The sequence below is a fragment of the Bradyrhizobium sp. WSM1253 genome, from assembly GCF_000244935.1.
In the GTDB taxonomy this organism is placed as follows: domain Bacteria; phylum Pseudomonadota; class Alphaproteobacteria; order Rhizobiales; family Xanthobacteraceae; genus Bradyrhizobium; species Bradyrhizobium canariense.
Genome location: NZ_JH600073.1, coordinates 801,397 through 827,905, shown reverse-complemented (window position 1 = coordinate 827,905; position 26,509 = coordinate 801,397). Strand labels below are relative to the sequence as shown.

Sequence of the window (26,509 nt, the reverse complement as noted above, 5' to 3'; positions counted from 1 at the left end):
GACCGTTACCATGTGCCGGCGGCCGTGGAACACGGGAGCCGACATTGTGACCGGGAGGCGACATGAGTGGGCGGGAACGCAAAGCAAAAGGATCCGACCTGTTCGTCGCGGCGCTTGAGAACGAAGGTGTCGACCGCATCTTCGGCGTGCCCGGCGAGGAGAACCTCGATCTGGTGGAATCGCTCCGCACCTCCAAAATCGAACTGATCCTGACTCGCCACGAGCAGGCCGCCGCCTTCATGGCCGCGACGCACGGGCGGTTGACCGGCAGGCCCGGAGTTTGTCTTTCCACGCTCGGCCCGGGCGCGCTCAATCTGTCGACGGGCGCGGCATATGCGCATCTTGGCGCGATGCCGATGATCTTGATCACCGGCCAGAAGCCGATCATGAGCAGCCGGCAGGCGCGTTTCCAGATCGTCGATGTGGTCGCCACCATGAAGCCGTTGACGAAACTGTCGCGGCAGATCATCAGCGCCTCCAGCATCCCCACCGTGGTCCGCGACGCGTTTCGCGTGGCGATGGAGGAGCGGCCAGGGCCCGTGCATCTCGAACTGCCCGAAGATATCGCAGGCGATGTGCCTGAGGTCCCGGTGATCCCGGTTCATCCGATCGAGATCCCGGTCGCCCATCGCGCCGCGCTCGACCGCGCCGCCGAGATGATTTTGGCCGCGAAGCATCCGCTGGTGATGATGGGCGCTGCGACCAGCCGGCCGCGCGCGACACACGGCATCGCCAGTTTCGTGCGGCGGACCGGCATTCCCTTCTTCACCACGCAGATGGGCAAGGGCACGGTGCCCGGCGGCACCAATCTCTACATGGGCACCGCCGCGCTGTCCGAGCGCGACTACGTTCATGACGCGATCGACTCCGCCGATCTGATCGTCGCGATCGGTCACGACCCGATCGAGAAGCCGCCCTTTATCATGGGACCATCGGGCCCCAAGGTGATTCACGTCAGCTACACACCGGCCAGCGTCGAGCTGGTCTATTTTCCCGATGCGGAAGTCGTCGGCGACGTCGGCCCCAGCCTGGAGCTACTCGCCGACCGGCTCGAAGGTAAGCTGCCGCAAGCCGCCGCGCTGCTGCCACTGCGCGAAAAGATCCTTACGCAGATCGCCGACCGCGCCACAGAAGCGCGCTGGCCGCCGACGCCGCAACGCATCGTGCACGACATTCGGCAGGTCATTCCGGAGAACGGCATCGTCGCGCTCGACAACGGCATGTACAAGATCTGGTTCGCGCGCAACTACCGCACCCGCGTCGCCAACACGCTGCTGCTCGACAATGCGCTGGCGACGATGGGCGCCGGGCTGCCGTCGGCGATGATGGCCGCGATGCTCTATCCGGAGCGCCGCGTGCTCGCGGTCGCCGGCGACGGCGGCTTCATGATGAATAGCCAGGAGATGGAGACCGCCGTCCGCCTCAAGCTCAATCTCGTCGTGCTGGTGCTCGAGGACAACGCCTACGGCATGATCCGCTGGAAGCAGGCCGTCGATCACTTCGCCGATTTCGGCATGACTTTTGGCAATCCCGATTTCGTCCTGTACGCGAGGGCTTATGGAGCGAAAGGACATCGCATCGAGAGCATCGACAGCTTTGGCCCGACCTTGGATGCCGCCTTCAAGGAGGGCGGCGTGCATCTGGTCGTGATCCCGATCGATTATTCGGAGAATGTGCGGGTGCTCGTTGAGGAGCTGCGGGCGCGGGAGAAGTCGAAGGCGTGAGTTTGTGCGATGCTGCTGCCCCCGCGTCATTGCGAGCGAAGCGAAGCAATCCAGGTTGTCTCCGCGGGGGCGGCCTGGATTGCTCGGTCGCTTTGCTCCTCGCAATGACGGAGTATGCGGGCCGGCCTGAATACGATAACAAGTCGCGTCCATATCATCCAATCAACCACAGGAATAAGAACATGGCTCGCGTTCGCTGTATCACCGAGATGGGCATGGGCGTCGACGTCCACGGCAGGGACGCCACCAAGGCGGCGAAGCGTGCCGTGTCTGACGCCATCAGGCATTCGAGCCTCGGCTTCTTCCGGATGATCGACAAGACTGCGAACGACATGTTCGTGGACGTCACGATTGCAGTGCCGAATCCCGAAGCCGTCGACAAGGACGCGGTCGCGAAGGAGCTGCCTTACGGCACTGTCACCGTCAACGCGGTGAAGGGCGGGCTAGAGATTCCCTCGGCCCCGGAACAGGGCAACGACCCCATCCTCATCGCCAATGCCGCCGTCATCGTCAGCTTCGAGAAGGAGTGAGACGGTGTCCGACGGTGACGTGACGCTGCTGGATCGCCCGATCTGGAGCGCGCTGACGACCAGCCACAAACATCTGGCCGAGGGTGGCCCGCGAGCGTTGCGCTATCCGGTGGACATGACGCCCTTTGCCGACATGGTCGACATGTCCGAGGCGAGCTTTGCCGCGCTTCGTGATCTCCTGTCGGGCTCGCAGGTCGCCGCGCTGTTCACGCCGGAGGCCGTCGACGTTCCCGCCGGCTTCAAGGTCGTCCTTGCGGAGACCGGCGAGCAGATGATCGGCTCTCCGGCAGACAGTCCGCTTCGCGATGCCGAGATCGTCCGGCTGGGTGCGGCCGATGTTCCCGCCATGTTGGCGCTGACGGAGTTGACGAAGCCCGGTCCATTCGCCCGGCGCACGCACGAGCTCGGGACGTTTCTCGGCATCCACGCCGGCGGCGAATTGGTCGCGATGGCCGGCGAGCGCATGAAGCCGGGCAATTTCGTCGAGATGACGGCCGTCTGCGTCCACCCCGACCATCGAGGCCGGGGCTACGCGCAGGCGCTGCTGGCGGCGGTCGCGCGCCAGATCGAGGCGCGCGGCGAAATTCCGTTCCTGCACGTGTTCTCGAGCAACTCATCGGCCATCGCGCTGTACCAGCGCCAGGGGATGCGGATTCGGCGCCGCCTGCACGTCACTGCGTTCATGAAGCAGGAATGAGCCGCGCCGTCCGGTCAGGCTTCATATCCGGCGAATTCACGCTATATCGATCCCAACCATCATTGGGGGAAGCACATGGACGCCAGAACACCTGATTTTTCCGCCACGTGGACGGCAATGCAGCGTTACGTCGATCAGGAGATCATTCCGGGTGCATCCTGGGCGGTGCTGCGGGGCCGCGAGGTCGTCGATCAGCAATGCGTCGGTTTCGCCGATCGCGAGGCGAGCACCGCGCTGCGGCCCGATCACATTTTTCGTGCGTTCTCCAATACCAAGATCTTCGTCACCTGCGCGATCATGCTGCTGGTCGAGGAAGGCCGCATCGGGTTCGATGACGTTGTCGAGAAATTCCTGCCGCAACTCGGCAATCGCAAGGTTCTGAAGCCGGGCGCTTTGAGCCTTGCCGACGTCGAACCGGCGAAGAGCCCGATCACGATCCGGCAGCTTCTGACTCACACCTCCGGCCTCAGCTACGGCGTCTTCGATCCCGGTACGGTGCTGTTCAAAGCTTATAACGAGGCGCGCGTTCTCAATCCGTTGACGCCGCTGACCGGCATGATCGACCAGCTCGCCGATCTGCCGCTGTCCTTTCATCCCGGCACGTCCTGGGAATATTCGGTTGCGACCGACGTGCTTGGGCGTGTCGTGGAGGTGGTCTCCGGCAAGCCGCTCGACGCCGTCCTCAAGGCGCGCATCTTCGAGCCGCTCAGCATGACCGACACCGGCTTCCACGTGCCGGACGCGCAGCAGGGCAGGCTGGTGGCCCTCTACAACGGCGCGGATGTCCTCGATCCCATGAAGCCCGGCCTCACCCGGGCCGATGACCTGCCTTATCCGCAGGCCTATCGGCGGCAATTCCCGCGGCTGTCAGGTGGCGGCGGACTGGTCTCGACCTTGCCCGACATGCTTGCTTTGATACGGGCGCTGCTCCCCGGCTCGGATGCTCTGCTGAAGCCGGAGACGCTGCGGTTGATGATGACGAACCAGTTGCCCGCCGGCGAGAACATCCGCTTCGCCAATCTCGGCCCGATCCCCGGCAAGGGCTTTGGCCTCGGCGGCGCCGTCACCTTCGCGCCGACGCCGTTCGATCCCCCGAATTCGACCGGCGAATTCCAGTGGGGCGGCCTTGCCGGCACCCATTGGTGGATCTGCCCGCAGGCCAATACCGCCGGCGTGCTGATGGCGCAGCGCTACATGGGCTTCTGGAATCCGTTTTTCTTCGAATTCAAGCGTCTGGCCTATCAGGCCGTCGGAGGCTGATCGCGAAAAAAATCTGCACGTTGCCGCGAATCCTTTCTGGTCGTCGCGCCCTCTCTTGACGGTCGAGGCATTTTGCCTCGGCTCATCTCGGAGGATGTGATGGGTTTTTACAGGAAGAATATCGGCGGCCTGCATCAGGCCGTGCGGATCGCCTTGGGCGTCGCGGTGGCCGTCGCGGCATTCGTGTATCTCACCGGCGCCGCGCTGTGGCTGGTTGCGCTCGGCGGCGCCGGTTTCGCGCTGACCGGCCTCGTCGGTTATTGTCCGATGTGCGCGATGGCCGGTATCGGCAGGGGAGGCGTGTCATGAGCGCCACTGTGATCTCGCCGGACCTGTTCGAGGCCGCGCGCCTCGGCGATCCCCAGGCGATCGCGTCGCTGCTCGAGACGGCGCAACCGAACATCCGCCGCTACGCCCGCGCCACCTGTCGCAGCTCGGCGGATGCCGAGGATGCGACGCAGGAGGCGCTGTGGATCCTGTTTCGCCATGTCGGCACGATCCGCTCCTGGCTGGCGTTTTCGGCCTGGCTGTTCAGTGTGGTCCGCCGCGAATGCCTGCGGCTCGCCCGCAAGGCGGGCCTTGCGCCGGCGATCGACGACGCGGAGGCGGAGGCGCTGCTGCTGTCGCGTCCTGAGGCCGATTTGCGGCTCGACGTCGCGGCGGCCTTCGAGGCGCTGCCGCCGCACTACCGCGACGTCGCGCTGATGCGCGACGTCAAGGAAATGACCATCGACGAAATCGCCGTCGCACTCGGTGCGACCCGGCAGACCGTGAAGGCACGCCTGCATCGCGCCCGCGCTCTGATGCGCGAATATCTGACGAGATGAGCCATGAGCGATTATCAAAGCCCTGACGATCTGAAATCCATCGCGGCCTTCGTGGCGCTCGCGCCGGTCGAGGCCAGCGCGTTCCTTGCGTTCAACCACGCGGTCGAGCGCGAGGATGGATTGATTCCGCCAAAATATCGGGAGCTGATCTCGCTCGCGGTCGCGCTCACCACGCAATGCGCCTATTGCCTCGATGTGCACACGGCGCAAGCGGTGAAGGCCGGTGTAACGCGCGAAGAAATCGCGGAAGCCGCGCTGATTGCGGCGGCGGTTCGCGCCGGCAGCACGCTCGGCCATGCGTTGTTGGCTCAGCGCCTGTTCGAGCGACATCGGGGCGAGGAACCCGGATAAAGGAGCGGGCGGACGCCCGTCAGGGATCAGGAAGTTGCCAAACTATCTCGGCCTTGACGGATTTCGCTTCGGCTGGGTTGCCGCCTGGATCGACCAGCGCGGCGATCACGGTTTCGAGTATTCGCCGGGTCTCGCGCGGCTGCTCGCGCTGCCGCATGCACGCGCGATGATCGACATGCCGATCGGATTGAAATGGAGCGGATACCGCATCTGCGATTTGCGCGCACGCGAGCGGGTCGGTCCCGCCGTGTTTCTCGGCGCGCGCCGTGACCTCTGGCGATTTGCCGATATGGCTGCAGCTAACCGGCACTACTGGGAGCGCGAGGGCAAGGGCAGGGGCGTGTCGGCGCAGCTCTGGAACATCAGGGACAAGATCAGGGACGTCGACGAGATCATGACGCCGGAGCGGCAGGCGACCATCGGCGAAGCGCATCCGGAATTGATTTTTTGGAATCTGGCTGGGCGGGCCCGGCTCGCAAAGAAGGCCTCGGCAGAGGGCCGCGAGCAGCGCATCGCACTCCTGGAGCAGCGCGGCTTCGCGCGTTTGCCGAAATGGCTGACTCAACGACACGGCACCGGCATCGGCCGTAACGATCTCATCGACGCCTGTGCCTGCGCCATCGCGGCACGCGACAGCACGCAGAGGTTCGGCGGAGAGGAGACCGACCCGAGGGGCTTGCGGATGGAGATCAATTATTGAGCCTGTCGGCGTGCGAGGGGCCGGGAAAAAGCTGCAATTTATTTGAAGCTTGCAGGAACAGACGACGGCTGGCCTGCGTTCCTCGTGCGAACCGAACACGGAGAAGCTCGTCCGATGAGGGATGGCAGTCAATTCGCGACCGCGATGCTTGCGCTCGTCTTCACCGGAGCACTGCTGGTCACCGGCCAACTTTTCATCGAGCAACGCGCGCAGCGCGATGTGATGCACGCCACCAACCATTTGCTGCGGCCGCTGTGACCTGTGCGGGAAAATGATCTGACCACTCGACCTTGCGTCGTTCGTCCGCTTGCCTAGACTAGGCGGCATCTCATGAACGAAGCCGGGGTCCTGATGTCCGATCTATCCGCCTTTCCCATCACCAAGCGCTGGCCGGCCAAGCACCCGGAGCTGCTCCAGCTCTATTCGCTGCCGACGCCGAACGGCGTCAAGGTCTCGATCATGCTGGAAGAGATCGGGCTTCCCTACGAAGTCCATCTCGTCGATTTCGGCAAGGACGACCAGAAGACGCCGGAATTCCTCTCGCTCAATCCGAATGGCAAGATCCCGGCGATCCTCGATCCCGACGGTCCCGGCGGGAGGCCGCTGCCGCTGTTCGAATCCGGGGCGATCCTGCAATACCTCGCGGAGAAGACCGGCAAGCTGCTGCCGCAGGATCCCGCGCGCCGCTACCAGACCCTCCAGTGGTTGCATTTCCAGATGGGTGGTATCGGGCCGATGTTCGGCCAGGTCGGCTTTTTCAACAAATTCGCCGGCAAGGACTTTGAGGACAAGCGGCCGCTCGAGCGCTACGTGGGCGAGGCCAAGCGGCTGCTCGGGGTGATGGAGATGCATCTTGCCGGCCGGCAATGGTTCATGGACGACGACTACACCATCGCCGACATCTCCATGCTCGGCTGGGTGCGCAACCTCATCGGCTTCTACGGCGCCGGCGATCTCGTCGAGTTCAGCCAGTTCAAATCCGTCGCCGCCTGGCTCGAACGCGGGCTGGCGCGTCCGGCGGTCGAGCGCGGGCTGAACATTCCGAAGCGGCCGTAAGATCAGGTTAGCGCCTTGTGGGTCATGTAGAGCGCCATCAGCAGGATGAGGGCGATCATGACCCGGCGCAGTACCGATTTGCTGACGCCATTGGCAGCGCGTGCACCGAGATCGGTGCCGACCCAGAGGCCGGCCAGGATGCCGATGATGGCCGGCCAGCCGACCATGAGCCCCTTGCTCCAATAGATCCACGCGGCCGGAATATTGGTCGGGATGACCGAGAAGACGAGGCTGACGATCTGCGCCTGATGCTGCGGCACCCGCAGGCCTGCCGCCAGCCCGACGGTAATCGCCAGCCCGCCGCCGATGCCCATGAAGCCGGAGGAAAATCCGGCAAGCATGCCGATGAGGAGCAGCGGCAGCCACGGCAGCTCGTCTCGGTCGCCGGTCTCATTGCTTTTGTCCTCGCGGTCGCGGCGCAGGATCAGGAGAGCGATCAGTGCGACGAGATAGACGACGTAGGTCCATTGCAACACCGCGTCGGAGACTGCGGCCGCAGCGTAGCCGCCGCCGGCGCCGCCGAACAGAAAGCCGATGCCGATCCAGACGATCCACAGCAACGGGCTGCGATTGCCGTTCTGCCAATAGCGGCGAACACCCGCGAGTCCTGTCGGTGGAACCTGCGTGATCAGCGATGTGCCCTGGGCGACGTGTTGCTCGGCGCCGAGCAGCAGCACGCTGAAAATCACGAGACCGCCTCCTGGGCTCGTGCCCATGAAGCCCGATGTCAGCCCGCCGATGAGACCGACCCCAATGCCTGCGAGCAGGTCGTGGACCCACGACATCGCTCAGTTCCTGGTCCGTCGCTTGACGTCGGCCTTCGTGGTGCGAAAACCATCGATCACGCCGGTCACGGCCGCCATGCAGGCCTCGATGTCAAAATCCTGGCCCCAGCATTTTTGCAGCAGAAATCCCTGGAAGATCGCGATCAGCACGCGCGCGATCGCTTCAGGACCGAGATCGCGCTTGATGAGGCCGTCATGCTGGCCGCGCTCGACCAGTGCGACGATCAGGGCGCGCGGCATGTCGATGCCTTGCACGACGCTGGTGCGGACGCGTCGGTTGCGCAGGGCCTCGGCCCAGCCATGGATACCGACACGGCGGCGCGCTTCGCCGGCGGGGTCGGTGAGCCATTGCGCGTAGACGCCGACCAGTGCGTGAAGTCCTTCGATCGGATCGCCCGATCCTTGCGCGACCGAGTTGAGCACGGCCTCGCGCCGGTGCCGGTCGTCGGCGAGTGCCTCGATCAGATCGTCCTTGCTCTGGAAGTAGAGATAGACCGCACCGTGGCTCAGCCCCGACCGTTTGACGATGTCGGCCATCCCGGTCTGGTGAAAACCGTCCTCGGCGAAGCAGGCAAGAGCGGCTTCGAGGATCTGCTGCCGCCGGCTTTCGCGTTGCTTGTCGCTGATCTTGGGCATCCGGCTATCCATAAATAACTGACAGGTCGATCGTTTTATTCGTTCCTCGGAGGAGGTAGTAGATAAGGGCGGCTGAGATAAAAAACGATCAGTCAGTCATTTATATTATCAAAAAAGGATCCCGGTCAATCCCGACGCCCCGGGTCGGGAAACAGGAGGGCTGAACCGTTAAATGGGACGCCGCCGGCGGCCTGGAACCGTCCCTTGATCGCGCGGTGCTAGAACAGCCGTCCGCCGTTCGGCACGGGCTTGCTCGGCTGCACCAGCACGACCTTGCCGTCGGTATCGGGGAAACCGAGGGTGAGCACCTCCGAGACAACCGGGCCGATCTGGCGCGGCGGGAAATTCACGACCGCGGCCACCTGTTGGCCCACCAGCGTTTCAAGCGGATGGTTTTCGGTGATCTGTGCCGAGCTCTTGCGCACACCGATCGCGGGACCGAAGTCGATCCACAGCCGCCAGGCCGGCTTGCGCGCCTCCGGGAAGGGCTTCGCATCGACGATGGTGCCGACGCGGATATCGACCGCGAGGAAGGTGTCGAAGTCGATGGTTGGCGACGCAGTCGCGGCTGGATCGTGAGTGACGTGCATGGAGTGTCCGTTCGAAGAGATGGCATCATTCGCAATATTGTCGCGCGAACCGGAGTTGCGTACAACGCCTTGGGATCACGATACGACGGATGCGCGAGGAACGTTTTGCCCAACATCATCTACGGCATCAAGAACTGCGACACCATGAAGAAGGCGCGCGCCTGGCTCGACACCCATGGCGTCGCCTACGCGTTTCACGACTACAAGACGGCGGGCGTGGAGAAGGACAAGCTCAAGCAGTGGAGCGACAAGGTCGGTTGGGAGACGCTGCTCAATCGCGCCGGGACGACCTTCAAGAAGCTGCCCGATGCCGACAAGGAAGGCCTCTCCGAGAAAAAGGCGCTGGCGTTGATGCTAGCGCAACCATCGATGATCAAGCGGCCGGTGCTTGAATTTGGTGGCAAGCTGCTGGTCGGCTTCAAGCCGGACGTCTATGCCAAGGAAGTCAAGACCAAGGAAGCGGCCGCCAAATCGCGCTGAGCGCTAGTTCAGCTCGATGATCTCGCTGGGAAGGCCGGAGCCCTGCTGGTCCGCGAACTCGACCAGTTCGGCCGGCGCGATGCGGCCTGGGGTGCGGTGGAACAGGTCGCGGTCGATCACCGCGCGCAATCTCGGGCGCGGCAGCGCGTCATTTCCGCGCATCAGATTCTTGATCTCGAAGCCGCCGTCCTCGCAGAAGGTCTTGAGCGATGCGATGATGTGACAGACCTTGCCGTCGGTCTGGAACGGCAGCAGCAGGCGCTCATAGGCGACGATACGGCCGTAGATGTCATCGACGTCGGCAACGCTGTAGACTGGCACCCCGCGCGCCACGCATTCATGATAGACCGGCATTACCAGGGGCACGAGACGCGGCCCGATATAGTCGTCGAGCAGAACGCCCTTGCCGGTGTGTCCATAGGCGCGCGAGATGCGCGTACCTTCGCTCTGGATGGTCAGACGCGGTGTCGGCGTCGACATGTCCACCGTATAATAGATCAGATCGGAGAGCTCTTCCTCGAGCCGCGCAGGCTGGTACTCCCAAATCGCCGGGGCCGTCTGCTCGCGCGCATAGAGCCGCAGCCACGTGTTCAGGAGATCACGCTGCCTGATCGACTTGACCACGGAAGGAGCGGCGCTTGCAAAATCCAAGACAATATTCCCGGCGAATAGAAATTCCGGACGCATGAAACCCGCGCATGATCCTCGCTGCGGGAAAATTTTCTATGAAGGCTGGCGCATGGAACGAAAGACCGTTAACGACGGCTTGATGATCGGCGCTTTGCGAACCGGGAAGCCGGGCAGGCGCGACATCAAAACACGTCCGACTAAGGGAGCATAAGTCTCCCGGCCGGAGGCCTGACCTGCTCAGCTTTCCGCCTTGCCTAACCCCCGTCACCTCCGGCATATTCCGCGCCCGGAGGCGGCGTTCCGGATGGGCTCCAGGGAGTGGCTCCAAGGCCTCCGGAAAGCCGAAGCAACAAGGATAGCCACGCGCGTTGTGCGGGCAGGGGGAAAACTGTTTGGCCGATGAGTTCATTCTCGAAACGGAAGGCTTGACCAAGGAGTTCGCGGGCTTCTTCGCCGTCCGCGACGTTGCGCTCAAGGTTCGCCGTGGGAGCATTCACGCGTTGATCGGCCCGAACGGTGCCGGCAAGACGACGTGTTTCAATCTTTTGACCAAGTTCCTCAAACCGTCTGCCGGAAAAATCCTGTACAAGGGGCAGGACATCACCGCGATGGCGCCCGCCGACGTGGCCCGCCTGGGGCTGGTTCGCTCGTTCCAGATCTCGGCCGTATTTCCCCATCTCACCGCGCTGGAAAACGTCCGCGTCGCGCTTCAGCGCCAGCACGGCAGCTCCTTCGATTTCTGGCGCTCAAAGTCCGTGCTCAACCAATTCAACGATCGCGCGCGCGAGCTGTTGAACGATGTCGGCCTCAGCGAGTTTTCCAATACGCCCGCGGTCGAGATGCCCTACGGGCGCAAGCGCGCACTGGAGATCGCAACCACGCTCGCGCTCGACCCGGAGATGATGCTGCTGGACGAGCCGATGGCCGGCATGGGCCACGAGGACATCGACAAGATCGCGGCGCTGATCAAGCGCATCTCCGCGAAATACACCATCCTGATGGTCGAGCATAATCTGAGCGTCGTGGCCAATCTCTCCGACATCATCACCGTGTTGACGCGCGGGCAGGTGCTCGCGCAAGGCCATTACAGCGAGCTGACCAAGGACGAACGCGTCAAGGAAGCCTATCTGGGAGCCGGTCATGGCTGAGACGGCAACGGCGGACGCTCCCGCAAAGACTGCGAGCGGCGGCAACCTCCTCCAGGTCCGCAACCTGGAAGCCTGGTACGGCGAGTCCCACATCCTGCACGGGATCAACTTCGACGTGAACGCGGGCGAGGTCGTCACCCTGCTCGGGCGTAACGGCGCCGGCAAGACCACCACGCTGAAGTCGATCATGGGCATCATCGGCAAGCGCACCGGCTCGGTGAAGTTCAACAACCAGGACATCATCCGCACGACCTCGGACAAGATCGCGCGGATGGGAATCGCGTTCTGCCCGGAAGAGCGCGGAATTTTCTCCAGCCTCGATGTCCGGGAGAACCTGCTGTTGCCACCGGTGGTGCGTCCCGGCGGATTGCCGCTCGAGCAGATCTTCGATCTGTTTCCGAACCTGAAGGAACGGCTCAACAGCCAGGGAACCAAACTTTCCGGCGGCGAGCAGCAGATGCTCGCGATCGCGCGCATCCTGCGCACCGGTGCGAACTTCCTGATGCTGGACGAGCCGACCGAGGGTCTCGCGCCCGTCATCATCCAGCAGATCGGCCACACCATTGCGCGGCTCAAGAAAGAGGGTTTTACGATCCTCCTGGTCGAGCAGAACTTCCGGTTCGCATCCACCGTCGCCGACCGCTATTACGTGGTCGAGCACGGCAAGATCATTGACGGATTTTCCAATGCGGAGCTTGCCGCCAACATGGACAAGCTCCACACCTATCTCGGCGTCTAGAACTGCCAACAAGAAGATTCATAGGGAAGTAGCATGATGACAAAGTCGATTGCGTCGTTTCTGCTCGGCACGGCGCTGGCCGTGACCGCCACCGGTGCAGCCTTCGCGCAGGACAAGACCGTCAAGATCGGCGCGCTGTCCGATCAGTCCGGGCTCTATGCCGACCTCGGCGGACCGGGCTCGACGCTCGCCGCGCAGATGGCCATTGAAGATTCCGGCCTGGCTGCGAAGGGCTGGAAGATCGACATCATCTCGGGTGATCACCAGAACAAGCCCGACATCGGCACCGCGATCGCGCGGCAATGGTTTGACGTCGACAAGGTCGACGTCATCGTCGACGTGCCGAATTCCGGCGTGGCGCTTGCGGTCAACAACGTCGTCAAGGAAAAGAACGGCGTCTACATCAACTCGGGCGCGGCGACCTCGGATTTGACCAACGCGCAGTGCTCGCCCAACACGGTGCACTGGACCTACGACACCTACATGCTGGCCCACACCACCGGCCAGGCGCTGGTGAAGGCTGGCGGCGACACCTGGTTCTTTCTGACCGCGGACTACGCCTTTGGCGCGGCGCTGGAGCGCGACACCACCGCTGTCGTTACGGCCAATGGCGGCAAGGTGGTCGGCGGCGTCAAGCACCCGCTGAACACGCCGGACTTCTCGTCCTTCCTGCTCCAGGCGCAGGCCTCCAAGGCCAAGATCATCGGCCTTGCCAATGCGGGCGGCGACACCACCAACACGATCAAGCAGGCGGCCGAGTTCGGCATCGTCAAGGGCGGCCAGAAGCTCGCGGCGCTGCTGCTGTTCCTGACTGACGTCAAGGCGATCGGGCTCGAGACCGCTCAAGGCCTCAACTTCACCGAGACCTTCTACTGGGACATGAACGACCAGACCCGGGCGTTCTCCAAGCGCTTCGCCGAGAAGATGAAGAACAACGCACCGCCGACCATGGTGCAGGCCGGCGTCTATGCGGGCGTGCGTCACTATTTCAAGGCACTGGAAGCGCTCGGCGGCAACCCGCACGACGGCGCCAAGGTCGTCGAGAAGATGAAGTCGATGCCGACGGAAGACGATCTGTTCGGCAAGGGCGAGATCCAGCCCAACGGTCGCACCATCCACAATGCCTATCTGTTCGAGGTGAAGAAGCCCTCCGAGTCCAAGGGACCGTGGGACTTCTACAAGCTGGTCGGCACGGTGCCGGGCGACCAGGCCTTCACGCCGCTGTCCGAGAGCAAGTGCGCGCTCTTGAAGAAGTAAGATAACCGCCCGCAGGCCATCAGGCCTGCGGGCGACTTTCAGGGAACGCCGAAGGGACCGGGTGCGGGATCGATGCAGGCTCTTTACGCTCAGCTACTGGTGGGACTGATCAACGGCTCGTTCTACGCGCTGCTCAGTCTCGGGCTTGCCGTGATCTTCGGCATGCTCAACATCATCAATTTCGCCCATGGCGCGCTCTACATGATGGGCGCGTTCGTCGCCTACTTCCTGCTGAACATCGGCGGCATCAACTACTGGTGGGCGTTACTGCTTGCCCCGATCATCGTCGGCATCTTCGGCATGATCCTGGAACGGACCATGCTGCAATGGCTGACGGGGCTCGATCATCTCTACGGCCTGCTCCTGACCTTCGGCATTGCGCTGATCGTGCAGGGCGTGTTCCAGAACTATTTCGGCTCCTCCGGCATGCCTTACGCCATTCCGGACCAGCTCAAGGGCGGCATGAATCTCGGCTTCATGTTCCTGCCCATCTATCGCGGCTGGGTCGTCATCTTCTCGCTGATCGTGTGTGTTGCGACCTGGTTCCTGATCGAGAAGACGCGGCTCGGCGCCTATTTGCGTGCCGCGACTGAAAACCCGACGCTGGTGCGCGCTTTCGGCGTCAACGTGCCGCGCATGATCACGCTGACCTATGGTTTGGGTGTCGGCCTGGCCGCGCTTGCTGGCGTGCTCTCGGCGCCGATCAACCAGGTGCGGCCGCTGATGGGCGCCGACCTGATCATCGTGGTGTTCGCGGTGGTCGTGATCGGCGGCATGGGATCGATCATGGGCTCCATCATCACCGGCTTTGCGCTCGGTGTGATCGAGGGCATGACCAAATATTTCTACCCCGAGGCCTCCAACACCGTCGTGTTCGTGCTGATGGTGCTGGTGCTCTTGGTGAAGCCAACGGGATTGACGGGAAGGGCGGCCTGATATGACAGCCTTGACGGACGACACGCTGCCGGTAACCCCGCGCGCGATCCGCGACGAGATGATCGTGTTCGTGGTGATGGCGCTGCTGCTGGCTTCGGTGCCATTCACGGGAGTCTACCCGTTCTTCGTGATGCAGGCACTGTGCTTCGCGCTGCTCGCCTGCGCCTTCAACCTGCTGATCGGCTATGGCGGTTTGCTGTCCTTCGGTCATGCGATGTTCTTAGGCACGGCCGGCTATTGCAGCGCGCATGCTCTGAAGGTCTGGGCGCTGCCGCCGGAGCTCGGCATCCTCGTCGGCGTCGCCGGTGCCTTCGTGCTCTCGCTCATCACGGGCTATATCTCGATCCGGCGCCAGGGCATCTATTTCTCGATGATCACGCTGGCGCTGTCGCAGCTTCTGTACTTCATCTACCTCCAGGCGCCGTTCACCCATGGCGAAGACGGCATCCAGGGCATCCCGCAAGGACGCATGTTCGGCGTGTTCGATCTGACCAAGCCGACCGTGCTCTATTACGTGGTTCTGGTCGGCTTCCTCGCCGGCTTCCTGCTGATCTTCCGCATCATCAACTCGCCCTTCGGCGAAGTCCTCAAGGCGATCCGCGAGAACGAGCCGCGCGCGATCTCGCTGGGTTACCGCACCGATCAGTACAAGTTCCTGGCTTTCGTCCTGTCGGGCACGCTGGCCGGCTTTGCCGGTGCGCTGAAAGTCTTCGTGGCGCAGAACGCCTCGCTCACCGACGTGCACTGGTCAATGTCGGGCGAAGTCGTGCTGATGACGCTGGTCGGTGGTCTAGGAACCGTGTTCGGTCCCGTGGTCGGTGCCTTCGTGATCATCGCCATGCAGCAATATCTGGCGGGGTTCGGGCAGTGGGTGACCGTGATCCAGGGCTCGATCTTCGTGATCTGCGTGCTCACCTTCCGCCGTGGTGTCATCGGCGAAATCGCGCATTACTTCCGCCGGTCGCTGTAAGTCATTGATCTAATGGAAGATGTGTTGACTCGCGAAAGCGGTGGATGATCCGGCTCCACGGGCGTGAGGTGGCACGCGCGTGGATCGAAAATGGTCTATGACAGTTTCATGACGGCCCCCTTTGGCCAGGCCATTATCCAACCGGTAGTTTCTCTCCCATGATGCGATTGTTTCGCTCTTTCCTGCCCAAGGAAGAACGGTTCTTCGACCTGTTCGACCGCCACGCCCAGACCGTGATCCAGGGTTCGATCGCGCTCCAGAGCATGCTCAACGGGGGCGAGGAGACGCCGGTCTATTGCCAGCGCGTCAACCAGTTCGAGAACGATGCGGACAATATCACCCGTGAGGTGCTGACGGCGGTGCGTCGCACCTTCATCACCCCGTTCGACCGCGGCGACATCAAGAACCTGATCACCTCGATGGACGACGCCATCGACCAGATGCAGCAGACCGCCAAGGCCGTGATGCTGTTCGAGGTCCGCAGCTTCGAGCCGCCGATGCGGGAGATCGGCGGGCTACTGATCGAATGCGCCAATCTGGTCGGCCGTGCGCTGCCGTTGATGCAGAAGATCGGTCAGAACGTGGCCATGCTGACTGCGATCACCGAAGAGCTGGGCAAGCTGGAAGGCCGCGTCGACGATCTCCATGATATCGGGCTGAAGGAACTTTTCCTCAAGCATCGCGACGGCAACGCGATGGATTTCATCGTCGGCGCGGAAATCTACGACCATCTCGAGAAAGTCGCCGATCGCTTCGACGACGTCGCGAACGAGATCAACAGCATCGTCATCGAGCAAGTTTAGGGCAGGGGCCACGCCGTGGATGTTGCGTTGGGTCTTCCCGTCCTGGTCGGATTGATCGCCGTCGCGCTGCTGTTCGACTTCCTGAACGGCCTGCACGACGCCGCCAATTCGATTGCGACCATCGTCTCGACCCGCGTGCTGCGGCCGCAATACGCGGTGTTCTGGGCCGCGTTCTTCAATTTCGTTGCCTTCATGGTGTTCGGGCTCCACGTCGCCCAGACCATCGGCACCGGCATCATCGATCCCGCGATCGTGGATGCTCAGGTGATCTTCGCCGCGCTCGTCGGCGCCATCGTCTGGAACCTGGTGACATGGGCGCTCGGCATCCCGTCGTCCTCGTCTCATGCATTGATCGGCGGCTTGTTTGGTGCCGGTGTGGCCAAAGCCGGCCTTTCGGCGGCGGTCTGGAGCGGATTGTCCAAGACGGTGATCGCCATCGTGCTGTCTCCGCTGGTCGGCTTCCTGCTCGCGATGGTGCTGGTCGCGATCGTCTCCTGGGCCTCGGTACGCTCCACGCCCTTTGCCGTCGATCGCGCCTTCCGCATCCTGCAATTCGCCTCCGCCTCGCTCTATTCGCTCGGCCATGGGGGCAACGACGCGCAGAAGACCATGGGCATCATCGCCGTGCTGCTCTATTCGCAGGGCCAGCTCGGCGGCGAATTCTTCGTCCCCTTCTGGGTGGTGCTCTCGTGCCAGGCCGCGATGGCGATGGGGACGCTGATGGGCGGCTGGCGCATCGTTCGCACTATGGGCCTGCGCATCACCAAGTTGACCCCGATGCAGGGCTTTTGCGCCGAGACCGGCGGTGCCGCGACCCTGTTCATGGCGACCTTCCTCGGCGTTCCCGTCTCGACCACCCACACCATCACCGGGGCCATTGTCGGCGTCGGCGCCGCCCGCCGCCTCTCGGCGGTGCGCTGGAACGTCGCCAGCTCGATCGTCTATGCCTGGGTGATCACCATGCCGGCCTCGGCCATCGTAGCCGCGCTCTCCTGGTGGGCGGTCAAGCTCTTCGTCAAGTAACCAGCTTCAGCCCGACGATCCCGGCGACGATCAGCCCGATGCTGGCGAGGCGGAACGCGGTGGCCGGCTCGCCGAACAGGATGATGCCGAGCGTCGCGGTACCGACCGCGCCGATGCCGGTCCAGACTGCATAAGCGGTTCCAATCGGCAGCGATTTGAGGGCGAGCCCGAGCAGGAGGATGCTGCCGGCCATGGCGCCGAGCGTGAGGACCGACGGAACGAGCTTGCTGAACCCCTCGGTGTATTTGAGGCCGATCGCCCAGGAGACCTCCAGCAGACCGGCGACGAACAGGATGCTCCAGGCCATGACGACCCTCCATTCAAGGCAGGGTCGTCCCCGCGACTGGCGTGCCGATAGGAAGGGAAGGCCGTCCCTCCCAAACAAGCCCGATATGGGGCTGGCCGGAAGGCTCCGCAATCACCAGATGAGGCTTGATCAGGCTCATTTTCCCTGCCAAACGCTGCCGCAATGTCCGACATCGCCACCACAGCCGAATCGACGGCCCGTTCCTCGCTTGCCGCTGAAGTGTCGCGGCGGCGTACCTTTGCGATCATCTCGCATCCGGACGCCGGCAAGACCACGCTGACCGAAAAGCTGCTGCTGTTCGGTGGCGCCATCAATCTGGCCGGCCAGGTCAAGGCCAAGGGCGAGCGCCGCAACACGCGTTCGGACTGGATGAAGATCGAGCGCGAGCGCGGCATCTCGGTCGTGACCTCGGTCATGACCTTCGAGTTCGAGGGCCTCGTTTTCAATCTGCTGGACACGCCGGGCCACGAGGACTTTTCGGAAGACACCTATCGCACGCTCACGGCGGTCGATTCCGCCGTCATGGTGATCGACGCCGCCAAGGGCATCGAGGCGCGCACCCGAAAGCTGTTCGAGGTGTGTCGTCTCCGGGACATCCCGATCATCACCTTCATCAACAAGATGGACCGCGAGAGCCGCGACGTCTTCGAGCTCCTGGACGAGATCGAGAAGACGCTGGCGCTCGATACCACGCCAATGACCTGGCCTGTCGGCCGCGGCCGCGAGTTCCTCGGCACCTATGACGTCGTCAATGGCGGCGTGCGCCTGCTCGAAGGCGGCGGTGCCAAGACCGGCGCGGCGCAGCAGATCGAGATCGCCGAGCTCGCCAAGCTCAACGCCAATCTCGACGTGTCAGCGGTCAAGGACGAACTCGAGCTCGTCACCGCGGCTTCAAAGCCGTTCGAGCTCGAAGCGTTTCGCGAGGGCCATCTGACGCCGGTCTATTTCGGCAGCGCGCTACGCAATTTCGGCGTCGGCGACCTGCTGCAAGGCCTCGGCAAGTTCGCGCCCGAGCCGCGCGCGCAGGAGAGCGACCAGCGCAAGGTCGAAGCCACCGACCCGCGCATGAGCGCCTTCGTGTTCAAGATCCAGGCCAACATGGATCCCAACCATCGCGACCGTATCGCCTTCGCCCGCCTCTGCTCCGGCAAGCTCAGCCGCGGCATGAAGGCGAAGCTCGTGCGCACCGGCAAGAGCATGCCGCTGTCGAGCCCGCAATTCTTCTTCGCGCAGGACCGTTCGGTTGCGGACGAGGCTTATGCCGGCGATGTCGTCGGCATTCCCAATCACGGCACGCTGCGCATCGGCGATACGCTGACCGACGGTGAGGATTTCAACTTCGTCGGCGTGCCGAGCTTTGCGCCGGAAATCGTCCGCCGCGTACGTCTCACCGATGCGATGAAAGCGAAGAAGCTGAAGGAAGCGCTTCAGCAGATGTCGGAAGAGGGCGTGGTGCAGGTGTTCCGTCCCCGCGACGGTGCGCCCGCGTTGGTCGGCGTCGTCGGCGCGCTCCAGCTCGACGTGCTCAAGGCGCGGCTGGATGCGGAATATTCCCTGCCGGTCGAGTTCGAGGTCAGCGAGTTCCAGCTCGCGCGCTGGGTCTCTTCGGACGACCGCAAGAAGCTCGACACCTTCATCGCCGCCAACACCTCCAGCATCGCCGACGATGTCGACGGCGATCCCGTCTATCTGGCGCGGAACGAGTTCTATCTCGGCTACACCAGGGAACGGGCCGAAGGCATCGCGTTCACCAACGTCAAGGACGTCAAGAAGAAGGGGTAGGGGCGTTCCGTCCGCTCCTCACCCTCCGCTGCCATGCCCCGCGAAAGCGGGGCATCCAGTACGCCGCAGCCTCTCGGCTCAATCACAATCGCCTCTGGGATACTGGGTCGTCCGGTCAAGCCGGACGACGACACCGCGTGTACGCGCGAGCATGTGAACGCTTGCAGGCTTGACGGCTTCTCCGGCGATGCCACGTTCTGGTCATGTGGCGCGGCATCCTTGTTTTCTTCCTGCTGGCGATCTCGACGATCGCCGCGGACGCGCGGCCCAGGCAAATCAACCCAATTCCGTTTTCGCACGAGCCGTGCAGCGTCCTCGACGGCAGGCCCTGCACGCCGTCCTACTGCAGCCCGCTCGAGCCTGGTCCCTGCATTCCCGAGATCGACTATCCCTACGGCCAGAACCTCCAGCTCACGATCCAAAGCGTACCGTCGGAGGCGGATCGCGGCAAATATCAAAAGCCTGATCACGATCTCGATACGATCGGCGATCTCTTCGCCGAGCTGCGCACTTGCTGGTCGCCGCCAACGGACAATGCCCGAGCAGGCATGCAAATCGCCGTGCGTTTCAGCTTCAACAAATCGGGCGGCCTGATCGGCCCGCCGCGCCTGACCTTTGCGACCGCAGGCGTCCCCGCCGAGACGAGAACCTCCTACCTCAATGCGATCAATTCATCGTTGAACGCCTGCCTGCCGCTGAAATTCACCGGCGGTCTTGGCGGTGCCCTCGCCGGGCGGCCAATCGCGATCCGATATGTCGACAATCGCGAGATCGGCAAGTAGCGCATCAGTTGCGACCCGCGGCCAATCGATGATACGCCATGGGCTGGGGCGCTGGTTGGGGGGAGAATCTCGTGGGTCTGCTGGTTATGATCCTGGGGCTTGCGCTGTTTTTTGCAGCGCATGTGTTCACGACGAAACGCGAGGCGCGCGCGCAGGCCATCGCGAGACTGGGCGAGGGGACCTACAAAATCCTCTATTCGCTTGCCTCGCTCGCGGGGCTCGCGCTGATCATCTGGGGCTTCGCGCATTACCGTGCGACGGGCTGGATCGACGTCTGGTATCCGCCGAAGGCGCTGAAGCACATCACGCTCGCGCTGATGTTGCCCGCGGTCATCCTGGTGGTTGCGTCCTATCTGCGCGGCCGCATCTATGCGACGCTGAAGCATCCGATGCTGGCCGGCATCAAGCTGTGGGCGGCGGCGCATCTTCTGGCCAATGGCGATCTCGGCTCCATCATCCTGTTCGGCTCCTTTCTCGGCTGGGCGGTGTATGATCGCATCACGCTGAAGCGTCGCACCGATGGCGGCGGTCCGCCGATTCCGGTGGGCGGCGTCACCAACGATCTGATCGCTGTGGTGGTCGGAATCGTCGCTTATCTGGCGCTGGCGTTTGCGTTCCATCCGGTCGTGATCGGTGTTCCCGTGATGGGCGGCTAGCCGATCAGCACAAGACAGGACCGCATGCCCTGCGCGGAAAGTGACAAGGTAACAAGAGCAACAAGCCAAGGTCATTCCGATGGACTGGTCGCATTCTCAGATCCCGCCAATGCGGTTCGAGGCGCGCTTCGGCGATCGAGTCGTACCGGCATTTTGCGATCGGCCTTCGAGCCTGTGGGCGATGATTGCGGACGCGTGCGCCCGCAATCCCGACGGCGAAGCGCTGATCTCAGGCCATGTCCGGCTGAGCTGGCGGCAGGCCGCGGAGCAGGCTGCGCGGATCGCAGCGGGATTTCGCAAGCTCGGATTGCAGCGCGGCGATCGTGTCGCGATCCTGCTCGGCAACCGGGTCGAATTCCCGCTGCTGCTGTTTGCTGCCGCGCATGAGGGGCTCGTCACGGTGCTGCTCAGCACACGGCAGCAGAAGCCGGAAATCGCCTATGTGCTCGCCGACTGCGGCGCAAAGATATTGATCCACGAGGCGGCCCTCGCGGAGCGGCTGCCGGACGTGCGGGATGTGCCCGAAATAAGCCACCGCATCGCCGTCGACGACGATCCGGCTTTGTCGCGTTTCGCTGTGCTGGCAGACAACGCGCCGGCCTCGGCGCCGATCGAGACGAGCGAGGAGGACACTGCGATGATCCTCTACACCTCGGGCACGACAGGCAAGCCGAAGGGCGCGATGCTGGCCCATTGCAACATCGTCCATTCCTCGATGATCTTCGTGTCCTGCCTGCAATTGACGGCGGCCGACCGTTCGATCGCGGCAGTGCCGCTCGGTCACGTCACCGGCGTCGTCGCCAACATCACGACGATGATCTGCTGCGGTGGCGCGCTGATCATCATGCCGGAGTTCAAAGCCGGCGAATATCTCAAGCTCGCCGCGCGCGAGCGCGTCACCTACACGGTGATGGTGCCAGCGATGTACAATCTCTGCCTGCTCCAGCCCGATTTCGAGAGCTACGATCTGTCGAGCTGGCGCATCGGCGGCTTTGGCGGCGCACCGATGCCGGTTGCTACCATCGAGAAGCTCAAGGCGATCATTCCCGGCCTCGAGCTGGCGAATTGCTACGGCGCGACCGAGACGACATCGCCGTCCACGATCATGCCGGGCGAGTTGACGGCAACCCACATCGACAGCGTTGGCCTGCCGTGTCCCGGTGCGCGCATTCTGGCAATGCGCGCGGACGGGCGTGAGCTGCCGCCTGGGGAAATCGGCGAGCTCTGGATCCAGAGTGCCTCCGTCATCAAGGGCTATTGGAACAACCCAAAGGCCACGACCGAAAGCTTCACCAGCGGGTTCTGGCATTCCGGCGATCTCGGCTCGATCGATGTGGAGGGATTTGTCCGGGTGTTCGACCGGCAGAAGGACATGATCAACCGCGGCGGCCTCAAGATCTATTCGGCCGAGGTCGAATCCGTGCTGGCCGGCCACCCGGCCGTGGTCGAGAGCGCGATCGTCGCCAAGGCGTGCCCGGTGTTGGGCGAACGCGTTCACGCGGTGGTGGTGGCGCGTGCGCCGGTGGACAGCGAGGCCTTGCGCGCCTGGTGCGCGGAGCGGCTGTCCGACTACAAGGTCCCGGAGAGCATGATGATCACAGCGGAGCCGCTGCCGCGCAATGCCAATGGCAAGGTACTGAAGCGGCAGCTGCGGGAGCTGTTGGGATCCTGACCCGGGGAGGCGGTCTCTCCGGGCTGTCCCGGGTGGTTAACGCCTTGATCGGGCTCGCTTTGCCTTGCCACCGCCATATCGTTAGGGTACCTCGCCGCCACGTGGGGACGGGATTCCTGACGCGAACGCCTTGGCGCGCGCACCCGGACGGGCATGGGATTAGCATAAGTGTCTGAATTATTTGACGAAGTCGACGAGGAAGTACGTCGCGAACAGCTCAAGAAGCTGTGGGACAAGTATTCGATCGTCTTCATCGCCCTGATGGTGCTGATCGTCGCCGCCGTGGGTGGCTGGCGCGCTTACCAGTATGTGGAGGCCAAGAAGGCCGCCGAGGCCGGCGCCGCCTTCGAGAAGGCCGCCGAGCTGTCCGAGCAGGACAAGCATGCGGAGGCCGAGGCGGCCTTCACCGAGCTCGCGGCCAAGGCTCCATCCGGCTATCGCACCCTGGCGCGGCTGCGTGCTGCGGCCGAGGCGGCAGCCCGCGATCCCAAGGCAGGTGCCAAGCTCTATGACGACATCGCCGCCGATCGCAGCGTAGGCGGCGAGTGGCAGGATCTGGCAAAGATCCGCGCCGCCGGTTTCCTGCTCGACAGCGCCGGCTATGCCGACATGCAGCAGCGGCTGGAAGCCTCCACCGCGCCCAAATCGACCTTCCGTCATACTGCCCGCGAGATGCTGGCGCTGTCGGCCTGGCGCAACAACGATATGACTGCCGCCCGCAAATGGCTCGACGCGATTGCCGAGGATGGCGAAACGCCGCCCGGCTTGCGCTCACGCGCCGAGGCGCTACAGGCCTTGCTGCCGCCCGTAGCGAAGAGCTGAGCCGAGAGCTGAGACGAGATACCGATATGCGCCGTACGTCACGCTTGATCGCAGCCTTCGTCCTGATCGCCTTCACGGGCGTGCTGGGCGGTTGCTCCAGCTTCGATCCGAGCGACATGCTCGACTTCCTCGATACCAAGAAGAAGCTGCCGGGCGACCGCAAGCCGGTGTTCCCGGAAGGCGTGCCGGGCCTCGAGCAGGGCGTTCCGAAGGAAATGTACAAGGGCGCGCAGCAACAGCCCGATCCGAACGGCCCCGCCGTCGCGGCTCTGCCCACCGAGCCTCCGCCCGAGCCGGCCAAGCCGGCGAAGGGTGCCAAGGCGAAAAAGACCAGGCAGCCCCCCAGCGCTGCCGTTGCGCCGGCTGAGGCGCCCGCCGGCGAAGTCGATGGCGAGGCCCAGCCCGAGGCCGCGCCGCCCGCGGCCACTCCGGCGCCCAGGCAGAAGATCGTGCGCAAGCGCACCACCGCGCCGCCGCCCGATCAGCCCGTCCAGCAGGCGCAACCGACCCAGACCACCCAGCAGCAAACGCAGGGCGCCTTCCCGGCGCCGATGCCCAGCGGCAGCTTCTCGCGCTAGAGCATGATCCGGAAAAGTGTGAAGCGGTTTTCCGAAAAGATCATGCTCAAACAATTGTCTTCATTTCATTGACAGGCGCGGCTCCGGCAGCGCACGAATGACCCATGTCCTTTAAAATTGCCATTATCGGCCGACCCAATGTCGGCAAGTCGACGCTGTTCAACCGCCTGGTCGGGCAGAAGCTCGCGCTTGTCGATGACCTGCCCGGCGTCACCCGCGACCGCCGCGAGGGCGAGGCCAGGCTCGGCGATCTCGACTTCACGATCATCGACACCGCCGGCCTCGATGAGGGCGCCAAGGGCTCGCTGACCGCCCGCATGCAGGAGCAGACGGAGGCCGCGATCGCACAGGCCGACGCGCTGTTCTTCGTGATCGATGCCCGCATGGGCCTCACGCCCAACGATCGCGCCTTCGCCGATTTCGCCCGCAAGGCCAACAAGCCGGTGATGCTTGTCGCCAACAAGAGCGAAGGCAAGCATGGCGATGCCGGCGCGATGGAGGCCTTCGCGCTCGGCCTCGGCGATCCCATCCAGATCTCGGCCGAGCACGGCGAGGGCCTCGGTGAGCTCTATGATGCCCTTCGAGAGCTGATGCCGGAGCCCGTCGAGGAGGATGACGTCGAGGACGACGAGCCGCTGACGGAGGAAGAGGCGGCCACGCGTCCGATCCGGGTCGCGATCGTCGGCCGGCCCAACGCCGGCAAGTCGACGATGATCAATCATCTGCTCGGCGAGGAGCGTCTGCTGACGAGCCCGGAAGCCGGCACCACGCGCGATTCCATCGCGGTCGAAATCAACTGGAAAGGCCGCGAGTTTCGCGTGTTCGACACCGCGGGTCTGCGCCGGCGCTCGCGGATCGAGGAGAAGCTCGAGAAGCTCTCGGTCGCCGACGCACTGCGCGCGGTGCGCTTTGCCGAAGTCGTCGTGATGATGATGGATGCGCAGAACCGCTTCGAGGAGCAGGATCTTCGCATCGCCGACCTGATCGAGCGCGAGGGTCGCGCCGTCGTGCTCGCCGTCAACAAATGGGACCTGATGGAGAGCAAGGGTGGCGGCGCGATCTCGAACCTGCGCCGCGATGCCGATCATTTGCTGCCGCAGATCAAGGGCGTGCCGATCGTCGCCGTCTCCGGCTTGATGGGCGAGGGCATCGATCGATTGATGCAGGCGATCCAGGATGCCTATGCGCTTTGGAACAGGCGTGTGTCGACCGCGGCACTGAACCGCTGGTTCGAGGAGGCGGTGCAGGCCAATCCGCCGCCGGCGGTGTCCGGCCGACGCCTCAAGCTGAATTACATCACGCAGACCAAGGCCCGTCCGCCGAGCTTCGTGCTGTTCTGCTCGCGTGCGGACGCGGTGCCGCAATCCTATCTGCGCTACCTCACCAATTCGCTGCGTGAGGCCTTCGAGCTGCCGGGCACGCCGGTGCGCATCACCTTGCGCGAGAAGGCCAATCCGTTCGCCCACAAGCGCAAGCGGCCATCGTGAGCAACGAGGCCGGCGAGGCGATGGCGCAGGGCGCTGCGCCAGTCCGGCGCGGTGCGGTCGCCTTCATCTTCGTCACCATCCTGCTCGACATGCTCGCGCTCGGCGTGATCATGCCGATCCTGCCAAAACTGATCGAGAGCTTCGTCGACAACGACACGGCGCACGCGGCCCGCATCTTCGGCCTGTTCGGCACCGCCTGGGCGCTGATGCAATTCGTGTTCTCGCCGGTGCTCGGCGCGCTGTCGGATCGCTTCGGGCGGCGGTCGGTGGTGCTGCTGTCGAATTTCGGGCTCGCGGCCGACTATGTGCTGATGGCGCTGGCGCCGTCGCTGGTCTGGCTGTTCGTCGGCCGGGTGATCTCAGGCATCACCTCGGCGAGCATCTCGACCGCCTTTGCCTATATCGCCGACATTACGCCGCCGGAGCGGCGCGCAGCGGTGTTCGGCAGGATTGGAGCTGCGTTCGGCGCCGGCTTCGTGCTGGGCCCGGCGCTGGGTGGTCTGCTCGGCGATATCGATCCGCGCCTGCCGTTCTGGGCCTCGGCGGCCCTGAGCTTGGCCAATGCGCTCTATGGGCTCTTCGTCCTGCCGGAATCGCTGGCGCCGGACAAGCGCGCGCCGTTCCGCTGGAGGAGCGCCAATCCGCTCGGAGCGCTCCGCCTGCTGCGTTCGAACGTGGTGCTCGCTGCGTTGTCCGTCGTCAACTTCATCGCGCAGGTCGCGCATGTCGTGCTGCCCTCGACCTTCGTGCTCTACGCCACCTATCGCTACGGCTGGGATTCGAAGACCGTGGGATTGACGCTGGCGATGGTCGGCGTCTGCGCCATGGTGGTGCAGGGGCTCGCGATCGGTCCGATCGTGCGCGTGCTGGGCGAGCGCAACGCCTTGTTGCTCGGCCTGTGCTGTGGCGCGGTCGGCTTCGTGATCTTCGGCGCGGCGCCGACCGGGCCGCTGTTCTGGATCGGCATTCCCGTGATGTCGCTGTGGGGCATTTCGGGTGCCGCCATGCAATCGCTGATGACGCGGCTGGTCGCGCCCGATCAGCAGGGCCAGTTGCAGGGTGCGACCGCGAGCGTGCAGAGCGTGTCGCAACTCGTCGGCCCGTTCCTGTTCACGCTGACGTTCTCATACTTCATCGGCGCCAGCGCGCCGTGGCAGCTGCCCGGCGCGCCGTTCCTGCTCGCGGCGGTGCTGATGGTTGCGTGCGTGGCGATCGCGGTGCGGGCGCTGGGAGCGGCCAAAACGGTTGCGTAGGGTGGGCAAAGCGAAGCGTGCCCACCGC

Annotated in this window: 31 protein-coding genes; 26 read left to right on the top strand and 5 right to left on the bottom strand. The window is 63.9% G+C overall.

Annotated features, from left to right (window positions below; all coding sequences use genetic code 11):
- The first annotated feature begins 62 nt into the window (after nucleotides 1-62).
- The 10 genes from BRA1253DRAFT_RS05880 (at nucleotide 63) to BRA1253DRAFT_RS05835 (ending at nucleotide 7,145) form a co-directional block, all read left to right on the top strand.
- Complete coding sequence (locus BRA1253DRAFT_RS05880) at nucleotides 63-1,724, top strand: acetolactate synthase large subunit (RefSeq protein ID WP_007592124.1); 1,662 nt, start codon at nucleotides 63-65, stop codon at nucleotides 1,722-1,724.
- A 182-nt stretch (nucleotides 1,725-1,906) separates the two neighbouring features.
- Nucleotides 1,907-2,254: a Lin0512 family protein gene (locus BRA1253DRAFT_RS05875; RefSeq protein WP_007592122.1), complete on the top strand. Its 348-nt coding sequence runs from the start codon at nucleotides 1,907-1,909 to the stop codon at nucleotides 2,252-2,254.
- 4 nt (nucleotides 2,255-2,258) lie between these two features.
- Nucleotides 2,259-2,951: a GNAT family N-acetyltransferase gene (locus tag BRA1253DRAFT_RS05870; protein WP_007592119.1), complete on the top strand. Its 693-nt coding sequence runs from the start codon at nucleotides 2,259-2,261 to the stop codon at nucleotides 2,949-2,951.
- A 75-nt stretch (nucleotides 2,952-3,026) separates the two neighbouring features.
- On the top strand, nucleotides 3,027-4,211 hold the full coding sequence (locus BRA1253DRAFT_RS05865; protein WP_088940865.1) for a serine hydrolase: 1,185 nt from the start codon (nucleotides 3,027-3,029) through the stop codon (nucleotides 4,209-4,211).
- Nucleotides 4,212-4,310: 99 nt separating this feature from the next.
- On the top strand, nucleotides 4,311-4,520 hold the full coding sequence (locus BRA1253DRAFT_RS05860) for a DUF2892 domain-containing protein (protein ID WP_007592115.1): 210 nt from the start codon (nucleotides 4,311-4,313) through the stop codon (nucleotides 4,518-4,520).
- Entirely contained in the window at nucleotides 4,517-5,038 is a 522-nt protein-coding gene (locus tag BRA1253DRAFT_RS05855) for an RNA polymerase sigma factor (RefSeq protein ID WP_007592113.1), read from the top strand. Before BRA1253DRAFT_RS05860 ends, BRA1253DRAFT_RS05855 begins: the two co-directional genes overlap by 4 nt.
- A 3-nt stretch (nucleotides 5,039-5,041) precedes the next feature.
- Nucleotides 5,042-5,389 (top strand): carboxymuconolactone decarboxylase family protein, encoded by a 348-nt coding sequence (locus BRA1253DRAFT_RS05850; RefSeq protein WP_007592111.1) that lies wholly within the window; start codon nucleotides 5,042-5,044, stop codon nucleotides 5,387-5,389.
- Between the two features lie 34 nt (nucleotides 5,390-5,423).
- The gene (locus tag BRA1253DRAFT_RS05845) at nucleotides 5,424-6,089 is read left to right on the top strand and encodes a DUF429 domain-containing protein (protein ID WP_007592108.1); all 666 of its coding nucleotides are present in this window, start codon (nucleotides 5,424-5,426) and stop codon (nucleotides 6,087-6,089) included.
- A gap of 114 nt (nucleotides 6,090-6,203) precedes the next feature.
- Nucleotides 6,204-6,347 carry a hypothetical protein gene (locus tag BRA1253DRAFT_RS44330; protein WP_007592105.1) on the top strand — a complete coding sequence of 48 codons (144 nt, stop codon included), beginning with the start codon at nucleotides 6,204-6,206 and terminating at the stop codon, nucleotides 6,345-6,347.
- 93 nt (nucleotides 6,348-6,440) lie between these two features.
- Entirely contained in the window at nucleotides 6,441-7,145 is a 705-nt protein-coding gene (locus tag BRA1253DRAFT_RS05835) for a glutathione S-transferase family protein (RefSeq protein ID WP_035994942.1), read from the top strand.
- 2 nt (nucleotides 7,146-7,147) lie between these two features.
- On the opposite strand, the gene BRA1253DRAFT_RS05830 is transcribed toward BRA1253DRAFT_RS05835, so the two are convergent.
- The 3 genes from BRA1253DRAFT_RS05830 to BRA1253DRAFT_RS05820 all read right to left on the bottom strand — a co-directional run bounded on the left by BRA1253DRAFT_RS05830 (nucleotide 7,148) and on the right by BRA1253DRAFT_RS05820 (nucleotide 9,156).
- Nucleotides 7,148-7,930 (bottom strand): sulfite exporter TauE/SafE family protein, encoded by a 783-nt coding sequence (locus tag BRA1253DRAFT_RS05830; protein WP_007592101.1) that lies wholly within the window; start codon nucleotides 7,928-7,930, stop codon nucleotides 7,148-7,150.
- Nucleotides 7,931-7,933: 3 nt separating this feature from the next.
- Nucleotides 7,934-8,566, bottom strand: coding sequence for a TetR/AcrR family transcriptional regulator (locus BRA1253DRAFT_RS05825; RefSeq protein ID WP_007592099.1), 633 nt, complete (start codon nucleotides 8,564-8,566; stop codon nucleotides 7,934-7,936).
- A 218-nt stretch (nucleotides 8,567-8,784) separates the two neighbouring features.
- Nucleotides 8,785-9,156: a tRNA-binding protein gene (locus BRA1253DRAFT_RS05820; RefSeq protein ID WP_007592097.1), complete on the bottom strand. Its 372-nt coding sequence runs from the start codon at nucleotides 9,154-9,156 to the stop codon at nucleotides 8,785-8,787.
- A gap of 105 nt (nucleotides 9,157-9,261) precedes the next feature.
- Between BRA1253DRAFT_RS05820 and BRA1253DRAFT_RS05815 the strand changes: the two genes are divergently transcribed.
- The gene (locus BRA1253DRAFT_RS05815) at nucleotides 9,262-9,636 is read left to right on the top strand and encodes an ArsC family reductase (RefSeq protein WP_007592095.1); all 375 of its coding nucleotides are present in this window, start codon (nucleotides 9,262-9,264) and stop codon (nucleotides 9,634-9,636) included.
- Nucleotides 9,637-9,639: 3 nt separating this feature from the next.
- On the opposite strand, the gene BRA1253DRAFT_RS05810 is transcribed toward BRA1253DRAFT_RS05815, so the two are convergent.
- Nucleotides 9,640-10,323, bottom strand: coding sequence for a hypothetical protein (locus tag BRA1253DRAFT_RS05810; RefSeq protein WP_007592094.1), 684 nt, complete (start codon nucleotides 10,321-10,323; stop codon nucleotides 9,640-9,642).
- A gap of 335 nt (nucleotides 10,324-10,658) precedes the next feature.
- On the opposite strand from BRA1253DRAFT_RS05810, the gene BRA1253DRAFT_RS05805 reads away from it, so the two are divergent.
- The 7 genes from BRA1253DRAFT_RS05805 (at nucleotide 10,659) to BRA1253DRAFT_RS05775 (ending at nucleotide 17,142) form a co-directional block, all read left to right on the top strand.
- Nucleotides 10,659-11,414: an ABC transporter ATP-binding protein gene (locus BRA1253DRAFT_RS05805; protein ID WP_018459153.1), complete on the top strand. Its 756-nt coding sequence runs from the start codon at nucleotides 10,659-10,661 to the stop codon at nucleotides 11,412-11,414.
- Nucleotides 11,407-12,153, top strand: coding sequence for an ABC transporter ATP-binding protein (locus tag BRA1253DRAFT_RS05800; RefSeq protein ID WP_007592091.1), 747 nt, complete (start codon nucleotides 11,407-11,409; stop codon nucleotides 12,151-12,153). Before BRA1253DRAFT_RS05805 ends, BRA1253DRAFT_RS05800 begins: the two co-directional genes overlap by 8 nt.
- Before the next feature lie 33 nt (nucleotides 12,154-12,186).
- Nucleotides 12,187-13,410 carry an ABC transporter substrate-binding protein gene (locus BRA1253DRAFT_RS05795; RefSeq protein ID WP_007592089.1) on the top strand — a complete coding sequence of 408 codons (1,224 nt, stop codon included), beginning with the start codon at nucleotides 12,187-12,189 and terminating at the stop codon, nucleotides 13,408-13,410.
- 72 nt (nucleotides 13,411-13,482) lie between these two features.
- The gene (locus BRA1253DRAFT_RS05790) at nucleotides 13,483-14,346 is read left to right on the top strand and encodes a branched-chain amino acid ABC transporter permease (RefSeq protein ID WP_007592087.1); all 864 of its coding nucleotides are present in this window, start codon (nucleotides 13,483-13,485) and stop codon (nucleotides 14,344-14,346) included.
- 1 nt (nucleotide 14,347) lies between these two features.
- Nucleotides 14,348-15,316: a branched-chain amino acid ABC transporter permease gene (locus BRA1253DRAFT_RS05785; RefSeq protein WP_007592084.1), complete on the top strand. Its 969-nt coding sequence runs from the start codon at nucleotides 14,348-14,350 to the stop codon at nucleotides 15,314-15,316.
- Between the two features lie 158 nt (nucleotides 15,317-15,474).
- Entirely contained in the window at nucleotides 15,475-16,119 is a 645-nt protein-coding gene (locus tag BRA1253DRAFT_RS05780; RefSeq protein WP_007592082.1) for a DUF47 domain-containing protein, read from the top strand.
- A gap of 15 nt (nucleotides 16,120-16,134) precedes the next feature.
- Nucleotides 16,135-17,142: an inorganic phosphate transporter gene (locus tag BRA1253DRAFT_RS05775; RefSeq protein ID WP_007592081.1), complete on the top strand. Its 1,008-nt coding sequence runs from the start codon at nucleotides 16,135-16,137 to the stop codon at nucleotides 17,140-17,142.
- On the opposite strand, the gene sugE is transcribed toward BRA1253DRAFT_RS05775, so the two are convergent.
- Nucleotides 17,135-17,449, bottom strand: coding sequence for a quaternary ammonium compound efflux SMR transporter SugE (sugE, locus tag BRA1253DRAFT_RS05770; RefSeq protein ID WP_007592079.1), 315 nt, complete (start codon nucleotides 17,447-17,449; stop codon nucleotides 17,135-17,137). The two genes, BRA1253DRAFT_RS05775 and sugE, sit on opposite strands and share 8 nt — an antisense overlap.
- 162 nt (nucleotides 17,450-17,611) lie before the next feature.
- On the opposite strand from sugE, the gene BRA1253DRAFT_RS05765 reads away from it, so the two are divergent.
- The 8 genes from BRA1253DRAFT_RS05765 to BRA1253DRAFT_RS05730 all read left to right on the top strand — a co-directional run bounded on the left by BRA1253DRAFT_RS05765 (nucleotide 17,612) and on the right by BRA1253DRAFT_RS05730 (nucleotide 26,481).
- Nucleotides 17,612-19,231 (top strand): peptide chain release factor 3, encoded by a 1,620-nt coding sequence (locus BRA1253DRAFT_RS05765; protein ID WP_007592078.1) that lies wholly within the window; start codon nucleotides 17,612-17,614, stop codon nucleotides 19,229-19,231.
- A gap of 203 nt (nucleotides 19,232-19,434) precedes the next feature.
- Nucleotides 19,435-20,013: a hypothetical protein gene (locus BRA1253DRAFT_RS05760; RefSeq protein ID WP_007592076.1), complete on the top strand. Its 579-nt coding sequence runs from the start codon at nucleotides 19,435-19,437 to the stop codon at nucleotides 20,011-20,013.
- A 71-nt stretch (nucleotides 20,014-20,084) separates the two neighbouring features.
- Nucleotides 20,085-20,669: an NnrU family protein gene (locus tag BRA1253DRAFT_RS05755; RefSeq protein WP_007609254.1), complete on the top strand. Its 585-nt coding sequence runs from the start codon at nucleotides 20,085-20,087 to the stop codon at nucleotides 20,667-20,669.
- Nucleotides 20,670-20,748: 79 nt separating this feature from the next.
- A complete protein-coding gene (locus BRA1253DRAFT_RS05750) occupies nucleotides 20,749-22,341 on the top strand; it encodes a class I adenylate-forming enzyme family protein (RefSeq protein ID WP_007592072.1) in 1,593 nt (530 codons plus the stop codon).
- Between the two features lie 168 nt (nucleotides 22,342-22,509).
- The gene (locus tag BRA1253DRAFT_RS05745) at nucleotides 22,510-23,163 is read left to right on the top strand and encodes a tetratricopeptide repeat protein (protein ID WP_007592071.1); all 654 of its coding nucleotides are present in this window, start codon (nucleotides 22,510-22,512) and stop codon (nucleotides 23,161-23,163) included.
- Nucleotides 23,164-23,189: 26 nt separating this feature from the next.
- Nucleotides 23,190-23,741, top strand: coding sequence for a hypothetical protein (locus BRA1253DRAFT_RS05740; protein ID WP_007592069.1), 552 nt, complete (start codon nucleotides 23,190-23,192; stop codon nucleotides 23,739-23,741).
- Between the two features lie 104 nt (nucleotides 23,742-23,845).
- Entirely contained in the window at nucleotides 23,846-25,228 is a 1,383-nt protein-coding gene (der, locus tag BRA1253DRAFT_RS05735; protein WP_007592067.1) for a ribosome biogenesis GTPase Der, read from the top strand.
- Complete coding sequence (locus BRA1253DRAFT_RS05730; RefSeq protein WP_007592065.1) at nucleotides 25,225-26,481, top strand: TCR/Tet family MFS transporter; 1,257 nt, start codon at nucleotides 25,225-25,227, stop codon at nucleotides 26,479-26,481. Before der ends, BRA1253DRAFT_RS05730 begins: the two co-directional genes overlap by 4 nt.
- Nucleotides 26,482-26,509: the final 28 nt, after the last annotated feature.